The sequence below is a fragment of the Methylobacterium sp. Leaf113 genome (genome assembly GCF_001423325.1).
Taxonomy (GTDB): domain Bacteria; phylum Pseudomonadota; class Alphaproteobacteria; order Rhizobiales; family Beijerinckiaceae; genus Methylobacterium.
Genome location: NZ_LMNJ01000053.1, coordinates 141,934 through 154,578, shown reverse-complemented (window position 1 = coordinate 154,578; position 12,645 = coordinate 141,934). Strand labels below are relative to the sequence as shown.

The window sequence follows — 12,645 nt, the reverse complement described above, 5'->3', positions numbered from 1 at the left end:
ATCCCCGCTGGCCCCCAGGCGATGCGCCGCCTAAGTGCAGGTCGGGCCTGCGGGTTTCGCCAGGGGGGAATCGGGTGAAGACATTGTTCACCATCGGGTATGAAGGGCTGGATTCCGAGCGCCTGATCGCGGCTCTGCGCGATGCCGGTGTGGCGACCCTGGCGGATGTCCGGGCGGTGGCCAACTCGCGCAAGCGCGGCTTCTCCAAGAACGCCCTGCGGACCAGCCTGGAAGAGGTCGGGCTCGGCTACGCCCATGCCCGCGCCCTCGGCACCCCCAAGGCCGGGCGTCAGGCGGCCCGCGCGAACGATGCGAGCCTGATGCGCAGGATCTATTGCGAGGAAGTGCTGGACACCGCCGATGGCGGGCTCGCCCTGGACGACCTCTGCGCCCTGGCGGCCCGGGCTCCGACCTGCCTCCTCTGCTTCGAGCGCGACCCGGCCCACTGCCACCGGCGCGTCCTGGCGGAGCGCATGGCCGAGCGCGGCTTCATCAGCGTCGACCTGTTCGGCTGATCCAGCCCGATCGCCCGGGATGAATGCCGCCCCCGCGTCGCCACGACCCGGTTGCCCACGGTCGGGCCGTACCGCCGTTGACAATCTAGAGTTATGCGCCTCTGCTTCGTCGAAGAAGCACAGGATGTCGGAACGAGGATGACGCGCAAGGCGCTGGACCAGACACTCGGGTTCCTGCGATCGCTCGACCGGACTGCGAGCGTCGACGACGTGGCGCGCCTGCTGGTCACCGAACTCGCCGCCTTCGGCGTCGCCCACGCCATGGCCGGCACCGTGCCGGGAAAGGGCACGCCGGCGCGCCAGCAACAATCCCACATCCTGGTCAACACCTTCCCGTCCGAATGGGGACGGCGCTACCTCACGCGGGGCTACGCCTTCCACGACCCAACCGTCCGCCACCTGTCGGAGACGAAGGTTCCGTTTGCCTGGAGCGATCTGCGGAGCCGCATCGGCGACGACAGCGAGGCGCGCAGGGTCATGGACGAGGCGGGCGAGTTTCGCCTGCGCGACGGCGTCACCATTCCGTTGATGACGCTGGAGGGTGGAACGGCGGGCTTCAGCCTCTCGGGCGAGCATCTGGCGATCGATCCCGACGACCGGCCGATGCTCCATCTCATCGCCACCTACGCCTTCGGCCACCTGCTGCGGTTGCGCGGGGAAGGCAGCCTTCCGCGCACCATCCGGCTGGCTCCGCGCGAGCGCGAGGCCCTGCAATGGGCTGCCGAGGGCAAGACCGACTGGGAGATCGGCGAGGTGATGGGGATCTCGACACATGGCGTCGATTTCCACCTGCGCTCGGCGCGGACCAAGCTCGGCACCACCAACCGCACCCAGGCCGTGGCGGTGGCGCTGCGGCGCGGGCTGATCCTCTGAGCCTCCGAGCTTTGGAAGCTGCAAGCCCTGGAATCTTAAAGTCAGGGAATCTTCGAGCCTTCAAATCTTCGAGCCTTGAAATCTCGAAGGCCGGCCGCGCGGAGCCGCATCCCCTACGGTTTCCCGTAGGTTTGTAACTGTCATCACCCTGTCAGAAACACCTCCAGGCCTGGAGGTTTCGAGATGATTCAGATCGTGACACCCGCGAACGCGCAGCGGTTTCGCGACGAGATGGAACAGGTCTGGCGCCTGAGACACGCAGTGTTCGTCGAGGAAAAACGCTGGACCGATCTGGCCAGGCCGGACGGCCGCGAGATCGACCAGTTCGACACGCCGCACGCGATCCATTTCCTCGCCCTGGAGGCCGGCAGGGTCATCGGCTACAGCCGCCTCCTGCCGACCACGCGGCCGCATCTCCTGTCGGACGTCCTGCCGCAGCTCTGCGAGGGCGAACTTCCGCGCGGTCACGACACCTGGGAATGGACGCGGCAGGCCGTGGCCCGCTCGCACCGGGGCCGCGGCAAGGCGATCAACCCGGTCTCGCTGGCGCTGCTTTCGGGGATCGTCGAGTGGGGCCTGGCCAGCGGGGTCCGCCGCCTCGTGCTGCAGATGCCGACGCTCTACCTGCTGCACGTGGTGCAGCTGCACTTCCGCGCCCACCCGCTCGGATTGCCGCAAGCGATCAGCGGCGAAGACATCATCGCCACCACGGCGGAGTTCGACGAGCGCACGCTGGCGCGCCTGCGTCGCCTGACCGGCCGCTCCGGCTCCGTCCTGGCTCCCGATTATCCCTATCTCGCCGCCTGACGCGCGCTCTCGAAGGACCGACCACCATGGGGCAACGATTGACGGATTCGACGAGTCTGGATCAGACGATCCTGGACTCGTTCATGCCGAGCGAGACCGGCGCCGGCCCGACCGCCCACTCGGAGGCCGAACAGGCGCTCGATGCCCTGGCGGTCCAGTTCATCGCGGCGCGGGCGGTCATCGACAAATCCGGGACGCCGATGATGCGGCGGCTGATCGATCTTCTGCTGTTCGAGATCGCCGTGGCGCTGGCCGATCCGGAGGAAGATCCGGCTCGGGCCCTCGATCCGGTCGTCTGACGCTGTGTCGGCGGCCAGTGGCCGACTAGCGCGCGCTGCCGCCGCGCATGCTGCGCTGGCGGCAGGTCCGTCCCATATCCTCGTAGCCGGCCGGGCAGCGGCGCACGCAGGCGCCAGCCGCGTATTTCAGCGGCGGGCGGCAGGCACGGCTGAAGCGCTGCTCCTGGAACAGGTAGTCCTTGGCCGGACTCTGGGCCATGGCCGGAATGGCGAGGCCGATCGGGCCTGCGACCGCGACCATCAACAGGGCCAGGCGAGAGAAGCGGGTCATCGAACGTTCCCGGTTGTAAGGTCGGCCGTGCCTCGACGCGACATGTGAACAGACAACGCCGAATCCGACGGGCAGATCAAGGACAACCGACATGTCGCCGCCGGGCGTTGTGGCAGCCGCCATGAGGCGCAGGATAGGCGAGCCCCACCATCGATCGAACGCAGGACCCGCGCCTGCGCAACCGGCCGGAGCACTCACGTCATTTCTGTGTGGATCAGACTAGGTCCGGGGTGCGGTTCTATGAGAACCCGGCAACCCTGATCGAACCGCGATGCACCAACTCTTCGTCGTCGTCGATCGAAAGAGTTGGTGCGGCCAAGAGGACTCGAACCTCCACCCCTTGCAGGACTAGCACCTCAAGCTAGCGCGTCTACCAATTCCGCCATGGCCGCATCGTCAACGCACCGTTCCGTCACCGGGCCCGGAGGACCATCGCGCCGTAGCGGTGGGCTCTGGTGGGCTGCGGCGACCGATCTCTCGGGGCGCGGCGCAGCCAATAACAGACGGATTTCCGTCCGACAAGCGTCACGGTGGCGGGATCAGAGGAAATCGACGCCGCCGTCCAGGACCGGCACGGCGCCCTGACCGATGGTGACGCCGGGCAGGCGCACCACGTCGGCCTTGCGGATCAGTTCGGTGATCTCGACGGAGATGCGGTTGCCGGTCACCACGATCTGTCCGCGCGCGATCGGGTGGTCGTTGGCGAGAATCTCGACCATATCGGACTCGGTGGCTTCGAGTTCGATCACCGCACCGCGGCCCATGCGCAGGAGCATGTGCAACGGCATGTGACTGCGCCCGAGCACCACCGTCAGGTCGACCTTCAGGTCTTCGAACACCGCCACGCGATCCGTCCTTCGTTCCGGGCCGGCCCAACCCGTGGTTCGGCCCTTCCCTCCACCTTCCCTGCGCGATGGTGAAATCTTGGTAAACGAAACCCTAATCGCGCCCCGTCTGGCGCTTCCCGCGGGGGATTTTCACGCCCTTTCGGCCGGCGCGCCCGTGGCGTGGCGGATCAGCGACACCCCGGTGCCCTACGGTGACGCGGTGGCGGCCATGGAGGAGCGAGCCGAGGCGATCGCGGCGGGCCGCGCTTCGGAGCTGGTCTGGCTGCTCGAACATCCCCCCCTCTACACGGCGGGCACCTCGGCGCGGGCTTCCGACCTCGTCGAGCCGGACCGCTTTCCGGTCCACCGCACCGGGCGGGGCGGGCAGTACACCTATCACGGGCCGGGTCAGCGGGTGGCCTACGTGATGCTCGACCTCAACCGGCGCCGCCGGGACCTGCGGGCCTACGTGGCCGCCCTGGAGGCCTGGATCATCGCCACCCTGGAGGCCTTCAACGTGCGCGGCGAGCGGCGGGAGGATCGGGTCGGCGTCTGGGTCCGGCGTCCCGAAAAGGGGGCGGGCGTGGAGGACAAGGTCGCCGCCATCGGCATCCGGGTCCGACGCTGGGTGAGCTTCCACGGCATCAGCCTCAACGTGGAGCCGGACCTGTCGCACTTCACCGGCATCGTGCCCTGCGGCATCGCCGGGCACGGCGTCACCAGTCTGGTCGATCTCGGCCATCTCGTCTCGATGCCCGAGGTGGACATGCAGCTCCGCGCCGCCTTCGAGGCGATCTTCGGCCCAACGGTCGCGGCGGATTAGATCACCGGCACGCCCCGGCCCTTGGCGTGCTCCCCCGGCTCCACGTGGATGACGACGACGGAGCCCTCGATGGCGCTCTCGATCGCGGCCTCCAGGCGGTCGCAGATGGCGTGCGAATCCTGCACCGTCATCGCGCCCGGCACCACGAGGTGGAAATCGATGAAGGTCGCCTGCCCGGCATGGCGGGTGCGGACGTCGTGCGCCTCCAGGGCACCGGTGCTGTGGAGCGAGATCAGTTCGCGGATCTGCGCCACCATCTCGGTGGGCGCGGCCTTGTCCATCAGGCCGCTGACCGAATCGCGGATCATGCCCCAGCCCGACCACAGGATGTTGAGGGCGACGAGGCCGGCGATCAGCGGGTCGAGGATGGCGTATCCGGTCACCGTCACCAGGGCGACACCGACGAGCACGCCCGCCGAGGTGACCACGTCGGCCATCACGTGGCGGGCATCCGCCACCAGGGCCGGCGAGCGCCAGGCGCGGCCCCGGCGCAGCAGCGTCATCGCCCAGACGCCGTTGATCGCGGTCGCCACGAGGTTGACCGCGAGGCCGATGGCCGGCGCGTCCAGCATCTTGGGGTCGAGCAGGCCGAAGAAGGCCTCCCGCAGGATCAGGAGCGCCGCCACGATGATCAGCGCGCCCTCGATCACCGCCGAGAAATACTCGGCCTTGTGGTGGCCGTAGGGGTGATCGTCGTCGGCCGGGCGGGCCGCAACCCGAAGCGCGACCAGGGCGAACACCGCCGCCACCACGTTGATGATGCTCTCCAGGGCATCGGAATAGAGCGCGAGGCTGCCGGTCACCCAGTAGGCAGCGAATTTGAGGCCCATCACCAGGGCGCCAACGCCGGCGCTCAAGAGGGCGGCTTTCTGGGTGCGGTCCATGACGGTGTCCGGTCTCGAGCCGGATGCGGCGCGGCCGCCCGGTGCGGAGGCCTTAGCGCCCGTGGCCACGCCAAGGCCACGGCAAAGGTTGAACCCGCACCTGTACGATTGAGCCGGGGCTATGCCGTGCCGGAATCGGCCGGACCCGGCTGGTCCAGACCCGATGCCTTGACGCGAGCCGCCTCGCGGGCCGCGAAGACCGCCCCCTGCGCCCGGGCGCGCTCGGCCTTGCGCTGATAGCTCCGGGCCATCCAGTTCCAGCGCGCGCCGGCGGCCAGGGTGTCCAGGCGCAGGGCTTCCCGCGTCCAGTAATCCACAAGCTCCCCGTCGAGCGTCGTGCGCCGGGCCGTGATCTTGGCCCGGATGGCATCGGACCGGGTGGCGTCGCCGGAATGCGCGTCGGTCATGAGGGCTCCGAATGGCGAGCGTGGACGTCAGGGGCGGGAAGGGCGTTTCGGGTGCGAACAGCCGCCGGACTGATCCAGCGGCCGGAGAGCCGATTTCACGGAGAGGGCGGCACGCTCGTCGGCGCGACGGTGAGCGCGTCCGGATCTTGGGCGAAGCCGGCATCGCCCGCATCCGGGACCGGTGAGGAGGGGGTGCCGAACGGGCGGCTCGGATAGGCCTCCAGGAATTTCGCCCGCGCGTCCTCGGCATCCTCCGCCTTGAGGGTGATGCTCGCTCGATCCGGCAAGGGCCAGCGCGGGTCGGCGGGATCGCGGGGGCTCACGGCAAACCAGGCCATCCTGTCGGGTCTCCTCAGGTCTCGGTGTGGAAAGTGGCGGTGTGGAAAGTGTCGGTACGGACGCCCGTCGCGGGCGGCTCTCGTCTGAACAGGTCGGGCCCGCGCCGGTTCCGCCGGTGGCGCCCGACCACGCGTGACCCCATTGATCCGCGCCGCCAAACCGTGCTGTTGGCGGGCCATGCGCGTCGACCTCTTCGATTTCGAGCTGCCCGAGGCGAGCATCGCCCTGCGCCCGCCGGTCCCCCGCGATGCCGGCCGCCTCCTGGTGGTGCGCCCCGGCGACGCCCTCGAAGACCGCAAGGTGCGGGATCTGGCGCAGCTCCTGCGGCCGGGCGACGCCCTGGTCTTCAACGACACCCGGGTGATCCCGGCCCGCCTCGCGGGCCTGCGTCACCGGCCGGGTGCGCCGGGCCTGCGCATGGAGGCGATGCTGCACCTGCGCGAGGCGGCGGACACCTGGCGTGCCTTCGCCCGGCCGGGCAAGCGCCTCGCCGCCGGCGACCGGGTCAGCTTCGGCCGGCACGGGGCGAGCGAGCCCTGCGATCTCGGCGGCCTCGACGCGACCATCGCGGCCAAGGGGGAGGGGGGCGAAATCACCCTGCGCTTCGATCTGGCCGGCCCCGCCCTCGACGAGGCCATCGCGCGGATCGGCGACCTGCCGCTCCCGCCCTACATCGCCGGCAAGCGGCCCACCGACGCGCAGGACGCCACCGACTACCAGACCGTCTATGCCCGCGAGCCCGGCGCGGTGGCGGCCCCGACCGCCGGCCTGCACTTCTCCGACGCGCTCCTGGCCGACCTCGATGCCGCCGGCATCGCCCGCCACACCGTGACCCTGCATGTGGGCGCCGGCACCTTCCTGCCGGTGAAGGCCGACGACACCGACGACCACCGCATGCATGCGGAGATCGGCCGCCTCGACGCCGCCACCGCCGAGGCCCTGAACGCCGTGCGGGCGGGCGGCGGCCGCGTCGTGGCCGTCGGCACCACCGCCCTGCGCCTCCTGGAGAGTGCGGCCGATTCCGAGGGACGGCTTCACGCCTTCGCGGGACCGACCGAGATCTTCATCACGCCGGGCACCCGCATCCGCGCCGTCGATGCGCTGATGACCAACTTCCACCTGCCGCGCTCGACCCTGTTCATGCTGGTCTCGGCCTTCTCGGGGCTCGACACCATGCGGGCCGCCTATGCCCACGCCATCGCGTCCGGCTATCGCTTCTATTCCTACGGCGATTCGAGCCTGCTGTTTCCGGCGCGGGACTGACACGAGGGAACGCGCGGGGGAGGACGTGCCGAGCCGGAAAACCGGTGCTAAGACGGCGCCCATGTCCGAGCCCGCCGCACGCCCCGCGCCCGAAACCCTTCCGAGCGACTTCACCTTCCGGGTCGACGCCACCGACGGCGCGGCGCGCACGGGCGCGATCGCGATGCCGCGCGGGATCATCCGGACGCCCGCCTTCATGCCGGTCGGCACGGCCGCCACCGTCAAGGCGATGTATCCCGGACAGGTCCGCGACCTCGGCGCCGACGTGGTGCTGGGCAACACCTACCACCTGATGCTGCGCCCCGGCCCCGAGCGCATGGCGCGGCTCGGCGGCCTGCACCATTTCATGAACTGGCCGCACCCGATCCTCACCGATTCCGGCGGCTTCCAGGTCATGTCGCTCTCGGCCCTGCGCAAGCTCGACGAGCAGGGCGTCACGTTCCGCTCGCATGTCGACGGCTCGACTCACCACATGAGCCCCGAACGCTCGATCGAGATCCAGGGCCTGCTCGGCTCGGACATCCAGATGCAGCTCGACGAATGCGTCCGCCTGCCGGCCGAGCGCGACACCATCGCGCGCGCCATGCAGCTGTCGCTGCGCTGGGCCGAGCGCTGCCGCGTCGCCTTCGGCGAGCAGCCCGGCAAGGCGATGTTCGGCATCGTCCAGGGCGGCGACCTGCCCGACCTGCGCGTCGAGAGCGCCCGTGCCCTCGTCGACCTCGACCTGAAGGGCTACGCCATCGGGGGCCTCGCGGTCGGCGAACCGCAGGCGGTGATGCTGGCCATGATCGAGACGGTGGAGCCGCACCTCCCGGCGGGCAAGCCGCGCTACCTCATGGGCGTCGGCACCCCCGACGACCTGATGCGCTCGGTGATGCGCGGCATCGACATGTTCGACTGCGTGATGCCGACCCGCGCCGGCCGCCACGGCCTGGCCTATACCCGCCACGGCCGCATCAACCTGCGCAACGCCCGCCACGGCGAGGACACCCGGCCGCTGGACGAGGCCTCGACCTGCCCGGCCGCCCGCGACTATTCCCGCGCCTATCTCCATCACCTCGTGCGCAGCGACGAGATCCTGGGCATGATGCTGCTGACCTGGAACAACCTGTCCTACTATCAGGACCTGATGGCGGGGATGCGTGCCGCCATCGCGCAGGGGCGGCTCGCCGACTTCTGTGACGAGACCCGCGCCGCCTGGGCCCGGGCGGAGGCCGAGCGCGCCGCGGCCTGACGGTCCGTTCCGGGCCTGCCTCCTCACCCGTCTCCTGGTCCAACCGCAAAGCCGGTTGACCCCATACCGCCGACCCCCTATTGCGAGCCACGCCGTCCGAAACGGCCCGGCCCCCGAGAGGGCCGCATCGCCCCTTCGGACGCGAGCGCGTAGCTCAGTTGGTAGAGCAACGGACTTTTAATCTGTAGGTCCTGGGTTCGAGTCCCAGCGCGCTCACCACATTCCCTTCCGTCACGACGACTTGAGCGAGCTCCTCGCGGTAACCCGAACTGGTTTGCGGCTCACGCCCGCCGGTCCTGTCGCGACGCCTGATATGCGAGCAGCAGGCACCTGCGCCACACGGATCGGCAAGGATCTGTGCCCGGCCGCACGACAGTCCAGGCCGTCGATGGTGCGCCGGCGCGGACGTCGGGGCGTGCCCGGGGTCGGGCGGCCTGAGCAAGCGGTGATCCGGTCGACGGCCGCTTTGTCCGTACCGGCTCGGCCTTCGCCCCCTCGCTCCAGCGTTCAGAACCGCGCTCACGGCCAAGTCTGCGCCGCCCCGCCGGATTGCATCCCGCGCCCGCCGCCGCACGCGCTGGTTTGGCGCGGCAAAACGCTCCAGCGAAGTTCGACACGGGGCCGGTGAACAAGTCGAACGACTCCCGGTTAGCCGTAAGCCGAAGTTGTCGTGTGAAAGATTTGTTTTTTTCTGATGCAGTGCGGCAAACTGTGCTGCATTCGCACAGGCGTCTATCATACAGCAACCTATCGCCTGCCGATCTGATCTGAGCACGGGCGCAGGCCTGCGCGTGGAACCGCTCACCGCCCCAAAAAATCAATCATGGAGGATACTATGGCATCGATCTCAGGAACGAATGGCAATGATGTTCTGACCGGTACGACTGACGACGACATCATCCTCGGTCTCCTTGGAAACGATACCCTCTCGGACCCCGGCGGGTTCAACAGGATCGACGGTCAGGACGGCAACGATACGATCACGGGCGGTGCCGATCTGGACTTCATCGCGGGCGGTCCCGGGGACGATCTGATCCGTGGTGGAGCCGGCGCCGATCAGATCATCGGTGAAGCCGGCAACGATACGATCTACACCGAAGACGGCGACGATTATGCCGCCAGCAATCCGGGCGACGACATCCTCTACGGTGCTGCCGGCAACGACTTCCTCGTCGGCGAAGCGGGCCGCGATCAAGTCTTCGGTGAAGCCGGCAATGACTTTCTCGCCGGTGGCGATGACGACGATTCTCTCGATGGCGGCGACGGCGACGACCTCGTCGATGGCGATCTGGGCAACGACACCCTCGTGGGTGCGGCGGGCGACGATACCCTGTTCGGCGACTTCGGCGATGACCGCCTCGCCGGGGGAACGGGGACCAACATCCTCGACGGCGCTCAAGGGGCCGACACCGCCGTGTTCGACTATGCGCTTCCGAGCGGCGACGCCCTGTCGTCGGCCGGCGTTCTGAGCACGATCACCACGGCATCGGGGCTCGATACCATCAAGAACGTCGAAGTGTTCGAGTTCACGAACGGGAAGGTCGTGCAGGGCGACGGCAATGCTCTCGTCGACGATCTGTTCTACTTCAGCCAGAACCCGGACGTCTTCCAGGCCGGCACCGATCCCGAGGTACATTTCGCCGCCTTCGGCTGGCAGGAAGGGCGGAACCCGAATGCGTTCTTCGACACCACGGGGTACCTGACGGCGTACCAGGATGTGGCCGCCGCAGGGATCAACCCGCTCGAACACTACCTCAATTTCGGCTGGAAGGAGGGCCGCGATCCATCCGCCGGCTTCGACACGCAGGGGTACCTGGCCGCCAATCCCGATGTCGCCGCGGCCGGCTTCAATCCGCTTCAGCATTTCCTGGAGTTCGGAGCCGCCGAGGGGCGTCAGCCGGTCGTCGGCGATGGCGTCTTCCACGCCTGAGATCTGCGGCTTGGGTCCACGCGCTGCCCTGCGCGTGGACACGAATCGATGGGGATCGTGTCGCGGGCATCCGCGCGCGCCGGGTGATCGCGAAACGGTCTCATCGTCAGAATCGACGGAGCGCGTCCGGGCTGCGCAGCCCAGGCGGTTCCACATCGACAGGCGCGACGCGGCGCAGGGCCGCGATACGAGGCGCGGCGAACCGCGGCGCCGGGAGTCAGTTCGCGCGCTGCTCGATCGGGATCGGCGAGCGCAGGAAGATCAGAACGCCGCCGATGACGGACAGCGCGAGGGCGCAGGCGAACAGGAGGAAGAACCAGCGAGGCATGGCTCTGGATAGCACGCCGGCCGCCGAAATCTGAGACCGACCCCGTCGGCACGACAGCTTTCCGGCTATCGCAGTACCCGCGCACCCGGATTCGTCACCGCGACCGGCTCCGGCGCCTCGCTCGGATCGGCATCCCGAAGCCCCGCCCACAGCTTCCACTCGCCCCAGGCCGCATCGAGGGCCGCGATGGCGGCGTCGCGGGAAGCCACGGTGGCGCCGCGACGGAACGGGGCCGCGCCGATGTCGAGGTGCAGGCCCCAGGTCCATTGCGCGGCCGGCGCCGGATCGTCGCTGATGCAATCGACCCGCCCGACGATCAGGGCTCCGCTGGTGATGACGTAGGTTTCGCGCGGATGGTCTTCGAGGCGGGTGTAGATCAGCTTGGCCACGAATGCCGGTCCCTGGTTTGCAACGAAGGCCGGGCTAGTGCTTCGGCCGGCGAATGTCGACCGGCGGATTCCGACGGGTGTTCCATCGAAGACCGGTTCAGATCTTTCGGTAGCGGATGAGTCCGTCGATGCGCCCACGCTCGGGAAGGGTTTGGCCGCGAGCGAATGCCGCCCAGAGTGCGCGCAGATCGCGACCGGCGCGGTCGATCTCGGGCCAGGATGCGCCGGCGAGGTAGGCGGCGTCGCGCCAGACCGTTTCCGATCCGAACAGGAGGGGCAATTCGATGGCGTGGGCGGCACCGAAGGGATTGCCGGGCGCGCGCCAGTCGAGAGTGTAGCGATGGACCCGGCCGCCGGCCCGGGCGTGGCGCCGGGCGAAGCGGCGCACGGCGCCCGCATAGACCGTGCGGGTGATGAAGCCCACCAGACCGCCTGCCAGAAGTCTGCCGATCCCGGGCAGGCGCAGCCACGGCTGCAACACCGGAATCGTGGGCAGGAAGAAGCGGCCTTCTTCGGCCGTGTAGCCGATCAGCAGGTCGACCTGCGGCGCTGCCCGGTCCCAGGCCGCCGCCATCCCGGATTCCGGGGGCAGGGGGGCATGGCCGTACTGGGTTCCGAACGGCATGAAGCCCGCGAGGCCGAACCACCTCGCCCGTGCCGCGACGCGCCCCTGGCGCGCGAGCACCTGCGCGGTCGTCATGGCGCGCGTGACCGGCACCTGTGCCATGGCGGCGTTCATGCGCCGGCGGCGATGGCGGATGCCCAGCGGCGCGCTCTGGATGATGGCGCGGCGAAACAGCGTCCCGGCCTCCTCGGTCGCCATCAGGTGCGCCACCGCGTCTCCGCCGGCGGATTGCCCGAAGGCCGTGACCGCCTCCGGGTCGCCGCCGAAGGCCGCGATGTTGCGTCGAACCCAGCGGAAGGCGGCGATCTGATCGAGCAGGCCGAGATTGGCCGGGCGGCCCGCATCATCCCCGAGATAGCCGAACAGGCCGAGCCGATAGGTCACCGTGACGACGATGACCCGCTGCTCGGCCGCCAGTCGCGCCGGGTCGCCGCAGGGCGCATCGCCGGCGCCACAGATGTAGGAGCCGCCATGAATCCAGACCATGACGGGCAGGCGCTCCTGGGCGCCGCGATCGACCGGGCAGGTGATCGAGAGGCGCTGGCACGCCTCGTCCTGGGTGAGCGTGCCGAGAGCGCCGCCGAGGGCCTCCTCCAGGAACGGGATCGCGACCTGCGGGCAGGCCGGGGCCCATTCGGTAGCCTGAAACGGCTCGGTCCAGTCCGGCACCGGCTCGGGAAGGGCGAAGCGCGCGGCCTGCGCGTAGGGAATCCCGGTGGCGCGCATGACCGCACCGTCGACCCGGGCCACCACCGGGCCACAGGGCGGGAAGAAGCGGCACGGCTCGCTCATGCGGGACCACGCGGGCTGTGCCTCGGCAATCGCATAGGA

The 12,645-nt window shown here is 69.3% G+C and carries 15 protein-coding genes, 2 tRNA genes and 1 pseudogene; 10 read left to right on the top strand and 8 right to left on the bottom strand.

The annotated features are described in order from the left end of the window. Window positions 1-83: 83 nt before the first annotated feature. The 4 genes from ASF60_RS22395 (at window position 84) to ASF60_RS22380 (ending at window position 2,494) form a co-directional block, all read left to right on the top strand. Window positions 84-515 (top strand): DUF488 domain-containing protein, encoded by a 432-nt coding sequence (locus tag ASF60_RS22395; RefSeq protein WP_056190349.1) that lies wholly within the window; start codon window positions 84-86, stop codon window positions 513-515. A 138-nt stretch (window positions 516-653) separates the two neighbouring features. Further along, a complete protein-coding gene (locus ASF60_RS22390) occupies window positions 654-1,388 on the top strand; it encodes an autoinducer binding domain-containing protein (RefSeq protein ID WP_056190441.1) in 735 nt (244 codons plus the stop codon). A gap of 183 nt (window positions 1,389-1,571) precedes the next feature. Continuing rightward, window positions 1,572-2,195 carry an acyl-homoserine-lactone synthase gene (locus ASF60_RS22385; protein WP_056190347.1) on the top strand — a complete coding sequence of 208 codons (624 nt, stop codon included), beginning with the start codon at window positions 1,572-1,574 and terminating at the stop codon, window positions 2,193-2,195. A gap of 83 nt (window positions 2,196-2,278) precedes the next feature. Then, window positions 2,279-2,494 carry a hypothetical protein gene (locus tag ASF60_RS22380; RefSeq protein WP_056190439.1) on the top strand — a complete coding sequence of 72 codons (216 nt, stop codon included), beginning with the start codon at window positions 2,279-2,281 and terminating at the stop codon, window positions 2,492-2,494. A gap of 25 nt (window positions 2,495-2,519) precedes the next feature. Here the strand turns inward: ASF60_RS22380 and ASF60_RS22375 are convergent, their stop codons facing one another. From ASF60_RS22375 to ASF60_RS22365, 3 genes are all read right to left on the bottom strand, one after another. Next, the gene (locus tag ASF60_RS22375) at window positions 2,520-2,765 is read right to left on the bottom strand and encodes a hypothetical protein (protein WP_056190345.1); all 246 of its coding nucleotides are present in this window, start codon (window positions 2,763-2,765) and stop codon (window positions 2,520-2,522) included. Between the two features lie 307 nt (window positions 2,766-3,072). Next, window positions 3,073-3,157, bottom strand: a tRNA-Leu gene (locus ASF60_RS22370). Window positions 3,158-3,304: 147 nt separating this feature from the next. Next, window positions 3,305-3,610 (bottom strand): FliM/FliN family flagellar motor switch protein, encoded by a 306-nt coding sequence (locus ASF60_RS22365; protein WP_056190342.1) that lies wholly within the window; start codon window positions 3,608-3,610, stop codon window positions 3,305-3,307. Window positions 3,611-3,707: 97 nt separating this feature from the next. Here ASF60_RS22365 and lipB point away from each other — a divergent pair, with 97 nt between their 5' ends. Continuing rightward, window positions 3,708-4,415, top strand: a complete 708-nt coding sequence (gene lipB / locus ASF60_RS22360) for a lipoyl(octanoyl) transferase LipB (protein WP_244478545.1) — start codon at window positions 3,708-3,710, stop codon at window positions 4,413-4,415. Here lipB and ASF60_RS22355 read toward each other — a convergent pair. The 3 genes from ASF60_RS22355 to ASF60_RS22345 all read right to left on the bottom strand — a co-directional run bounded on the left by ASF60_RS22355 (window position 4,412) and on the right by ASF60_RS22345 (window position 6,044). Next, complete coding sequence (locus ASF60_RS22355) at window positions 4,412-5,299, bottom strand: cation diffusion facilitator family transporter (RefSeq protein WP_056190338.1); 888 nt, start codon at window positions 5,297-5,299, stop codon at window positions 4,412-4,414. The genes lipB and ASF60_RS22355 overlap by 4 nt on opposite strands. Window positions 5,300-5,418: 119 nt before the next feature. Next, complete coding sequence (locus ASF60_RS22350) at window positions 5,419-5,706, bottom strand: hypothetical protein (protein ID WP_156634361.1); 288 nt, start codon at window positions 5,704-5,706, stop codon at window positions 5,419-5,421. 95 nt (window positions 5,707-5,801) lie between these two features. Continuing rightward, entirely contained in the window at window positions 5,802-6,044 is a 243-nt protein-coding gene (locus ASF60_RS22345; RefSeq protein ID WP_056190336.1) for a hypothetical protein, read from the bottom strand. A 178-nt stretch (window positions 6,045-6,222) separates the two neighbouring features. Here ASF60_RS22345 and queA point away from each other — a divergent pair, with 178 nt between their 5' ends. The 5 genes and pseudogenes from queA to ASF60_RS25900 all read left to right on the top strand — a co-directional run bounded on the left by queA (window position 6,223) and on the right by ASF60_RS25900 (window position 10,472). Continuing rightward, complete coding sequence (gene queA / locus ASF60_RS22340; RefSeq protein WP_056190334.1) at window positions 6,223-7,308, top strand: tRNA preQ1(34) S-adenosylmethionine ribosyltransferase-isomerase QueA; 1,086 nt, start codon at window positions 6,223-6,225, stop codon at window positions 7,306-7,308. A 61-nt stretch (window positions 7,309-7,369) separates the two neighbouring features. Next, complete coding sequence (tgt, locus tag ASF60_RS22335; protein ID WP_056190332.1) at window positions 7,370-8,542, top strand: tRNA guanosine(34) transglycosylase Tgt; 1,173 nt, start codon at window positions 7,370-7,372, stop codon at window positions 8,540-8,542. Window positions 8,543-8,685: 143 nt separating this feature from the next. Continuing rightward, window positions 8,686-8,761 (top strand) — tRNA-Lys (locus ASF60_RS22330). A gap of 604 nt (window positions 8,762-9,365) precedes the next feature. Further along, window positions 9,366-9,905, top strand: a pseudogene (locus ASF60_RS25905) (calcium-binding protein); the annotation flags it as partial. Window positions 9,906-9,956: 51 nt separating this feature from the next. Continuing rightward, window positions 9,957-10,472, top strand: coding sequence for a hypothetical protein (locus ASF60_RS25900; RefSeq protein ID WP_244478546.1), 516 nt, complete (start codon window positions 9,957-9,959; stop codon window positions 10,470-10,472). A 393-nt stretch (window positions 10,473-10,865) separates the two neighbouring features. Here ASF60_RS25900 and ASF60_RS22320 read toward each other — a convergent pair whose 3' ends face one another. Then, window positions 10,866-11,189, bottom strand: a complete 324-nt coding sequence (locus tag ASF60_RS22320; protein WP_056190327.1) for a hypothetical protein — start codon at window positions 11,187-11,189, stop codon at window positions 10,866-10,868. 97 nt (window positions 11,190-11,286) lie between these two features. Continuing rightward, on the bottom strand, window positions 11,287-12,606 hold the full coding sequence (locus ASF60_RS22315; RefSeq protein WP_056190326.1) for a carboxylesterase family protein: 1,320 nt from the start codon (window positions 12,604-12,606) through the stop codon (window positions 11,287-11,289). Between the last annotated feature and the right edge of the window lie 39 nt (window positions 12,607-12,645).

Coding starts and splice junctions, on each gene's coding strand:
- ASF60_RS22390 (WP_056190441.1), top strand. CDS start 654: ATGACGCGCAAGGCGCTGGACCAGACACTCGGGTTCCTGCGATCGCTC.
- ASF60_RS22385 (WP_056190347.1), top strand. CDS start 1,572: ATGATTCAGATCGTGACACCCGCGAACGCGCAGCGGTTTCGCGACGAG.
- ASF60_RS22380 (WP_056190439.1), top strand. CDS start 2,279: ATGCCGAGCGAGACCGGCGCCGGCCCGACCGCCCACTCGGAGGCCGAA.
- ASF60_RS22375 (WP_056190345.1), bottom strand. CDS start 2,765: ATGACCCGCTTCTCTCGCCTGGCCCTGTTGATGGTCGCGGTCGCAGGC.
- ASF60_RS22355 (WP_056190338.1), bottom strand. CDS start 5,299: ATGGACCGCACCCAGAAAGCCGCCCTCTTGAGCGCCGGCGTTGGCGCC.
- ASF60_RS22350 (WP_156634361.1), bottom strand. CDS start 5,706: ATGACCGACGCGCATTCCGGCGACGCCACCCGGTCCGATGCCATCCGG.
- ASF60_RS22345 (WP_056190336.1), bottom strand. CDS start 6,044: ATGGCCTGGTTTGCCGTGAGCCCCCGCGATCCCGCCGACCCGCGCTGG.
- queA (WP_056190334.1), top strand. CDS start 6,223: ATGCGCGTCGACCTCTTCGATTTCGAGCTGCCCGAGGCGAGCATCGCC.
- tgt (WP_056190332.1), top strand. CDS start 7,370: ATGTCCGAGCCCGCCGCACGCCCCGCGCCCGAAACCCTTCCGAGCGAC.
- ASF60_RS22315 (WP_056190326.1), bottom strand. CDS start 12,606: ATGAGCGAGCCGTGCCGCTTCTTCCCGCCCTGTGGCCCGGTGGTGGCC.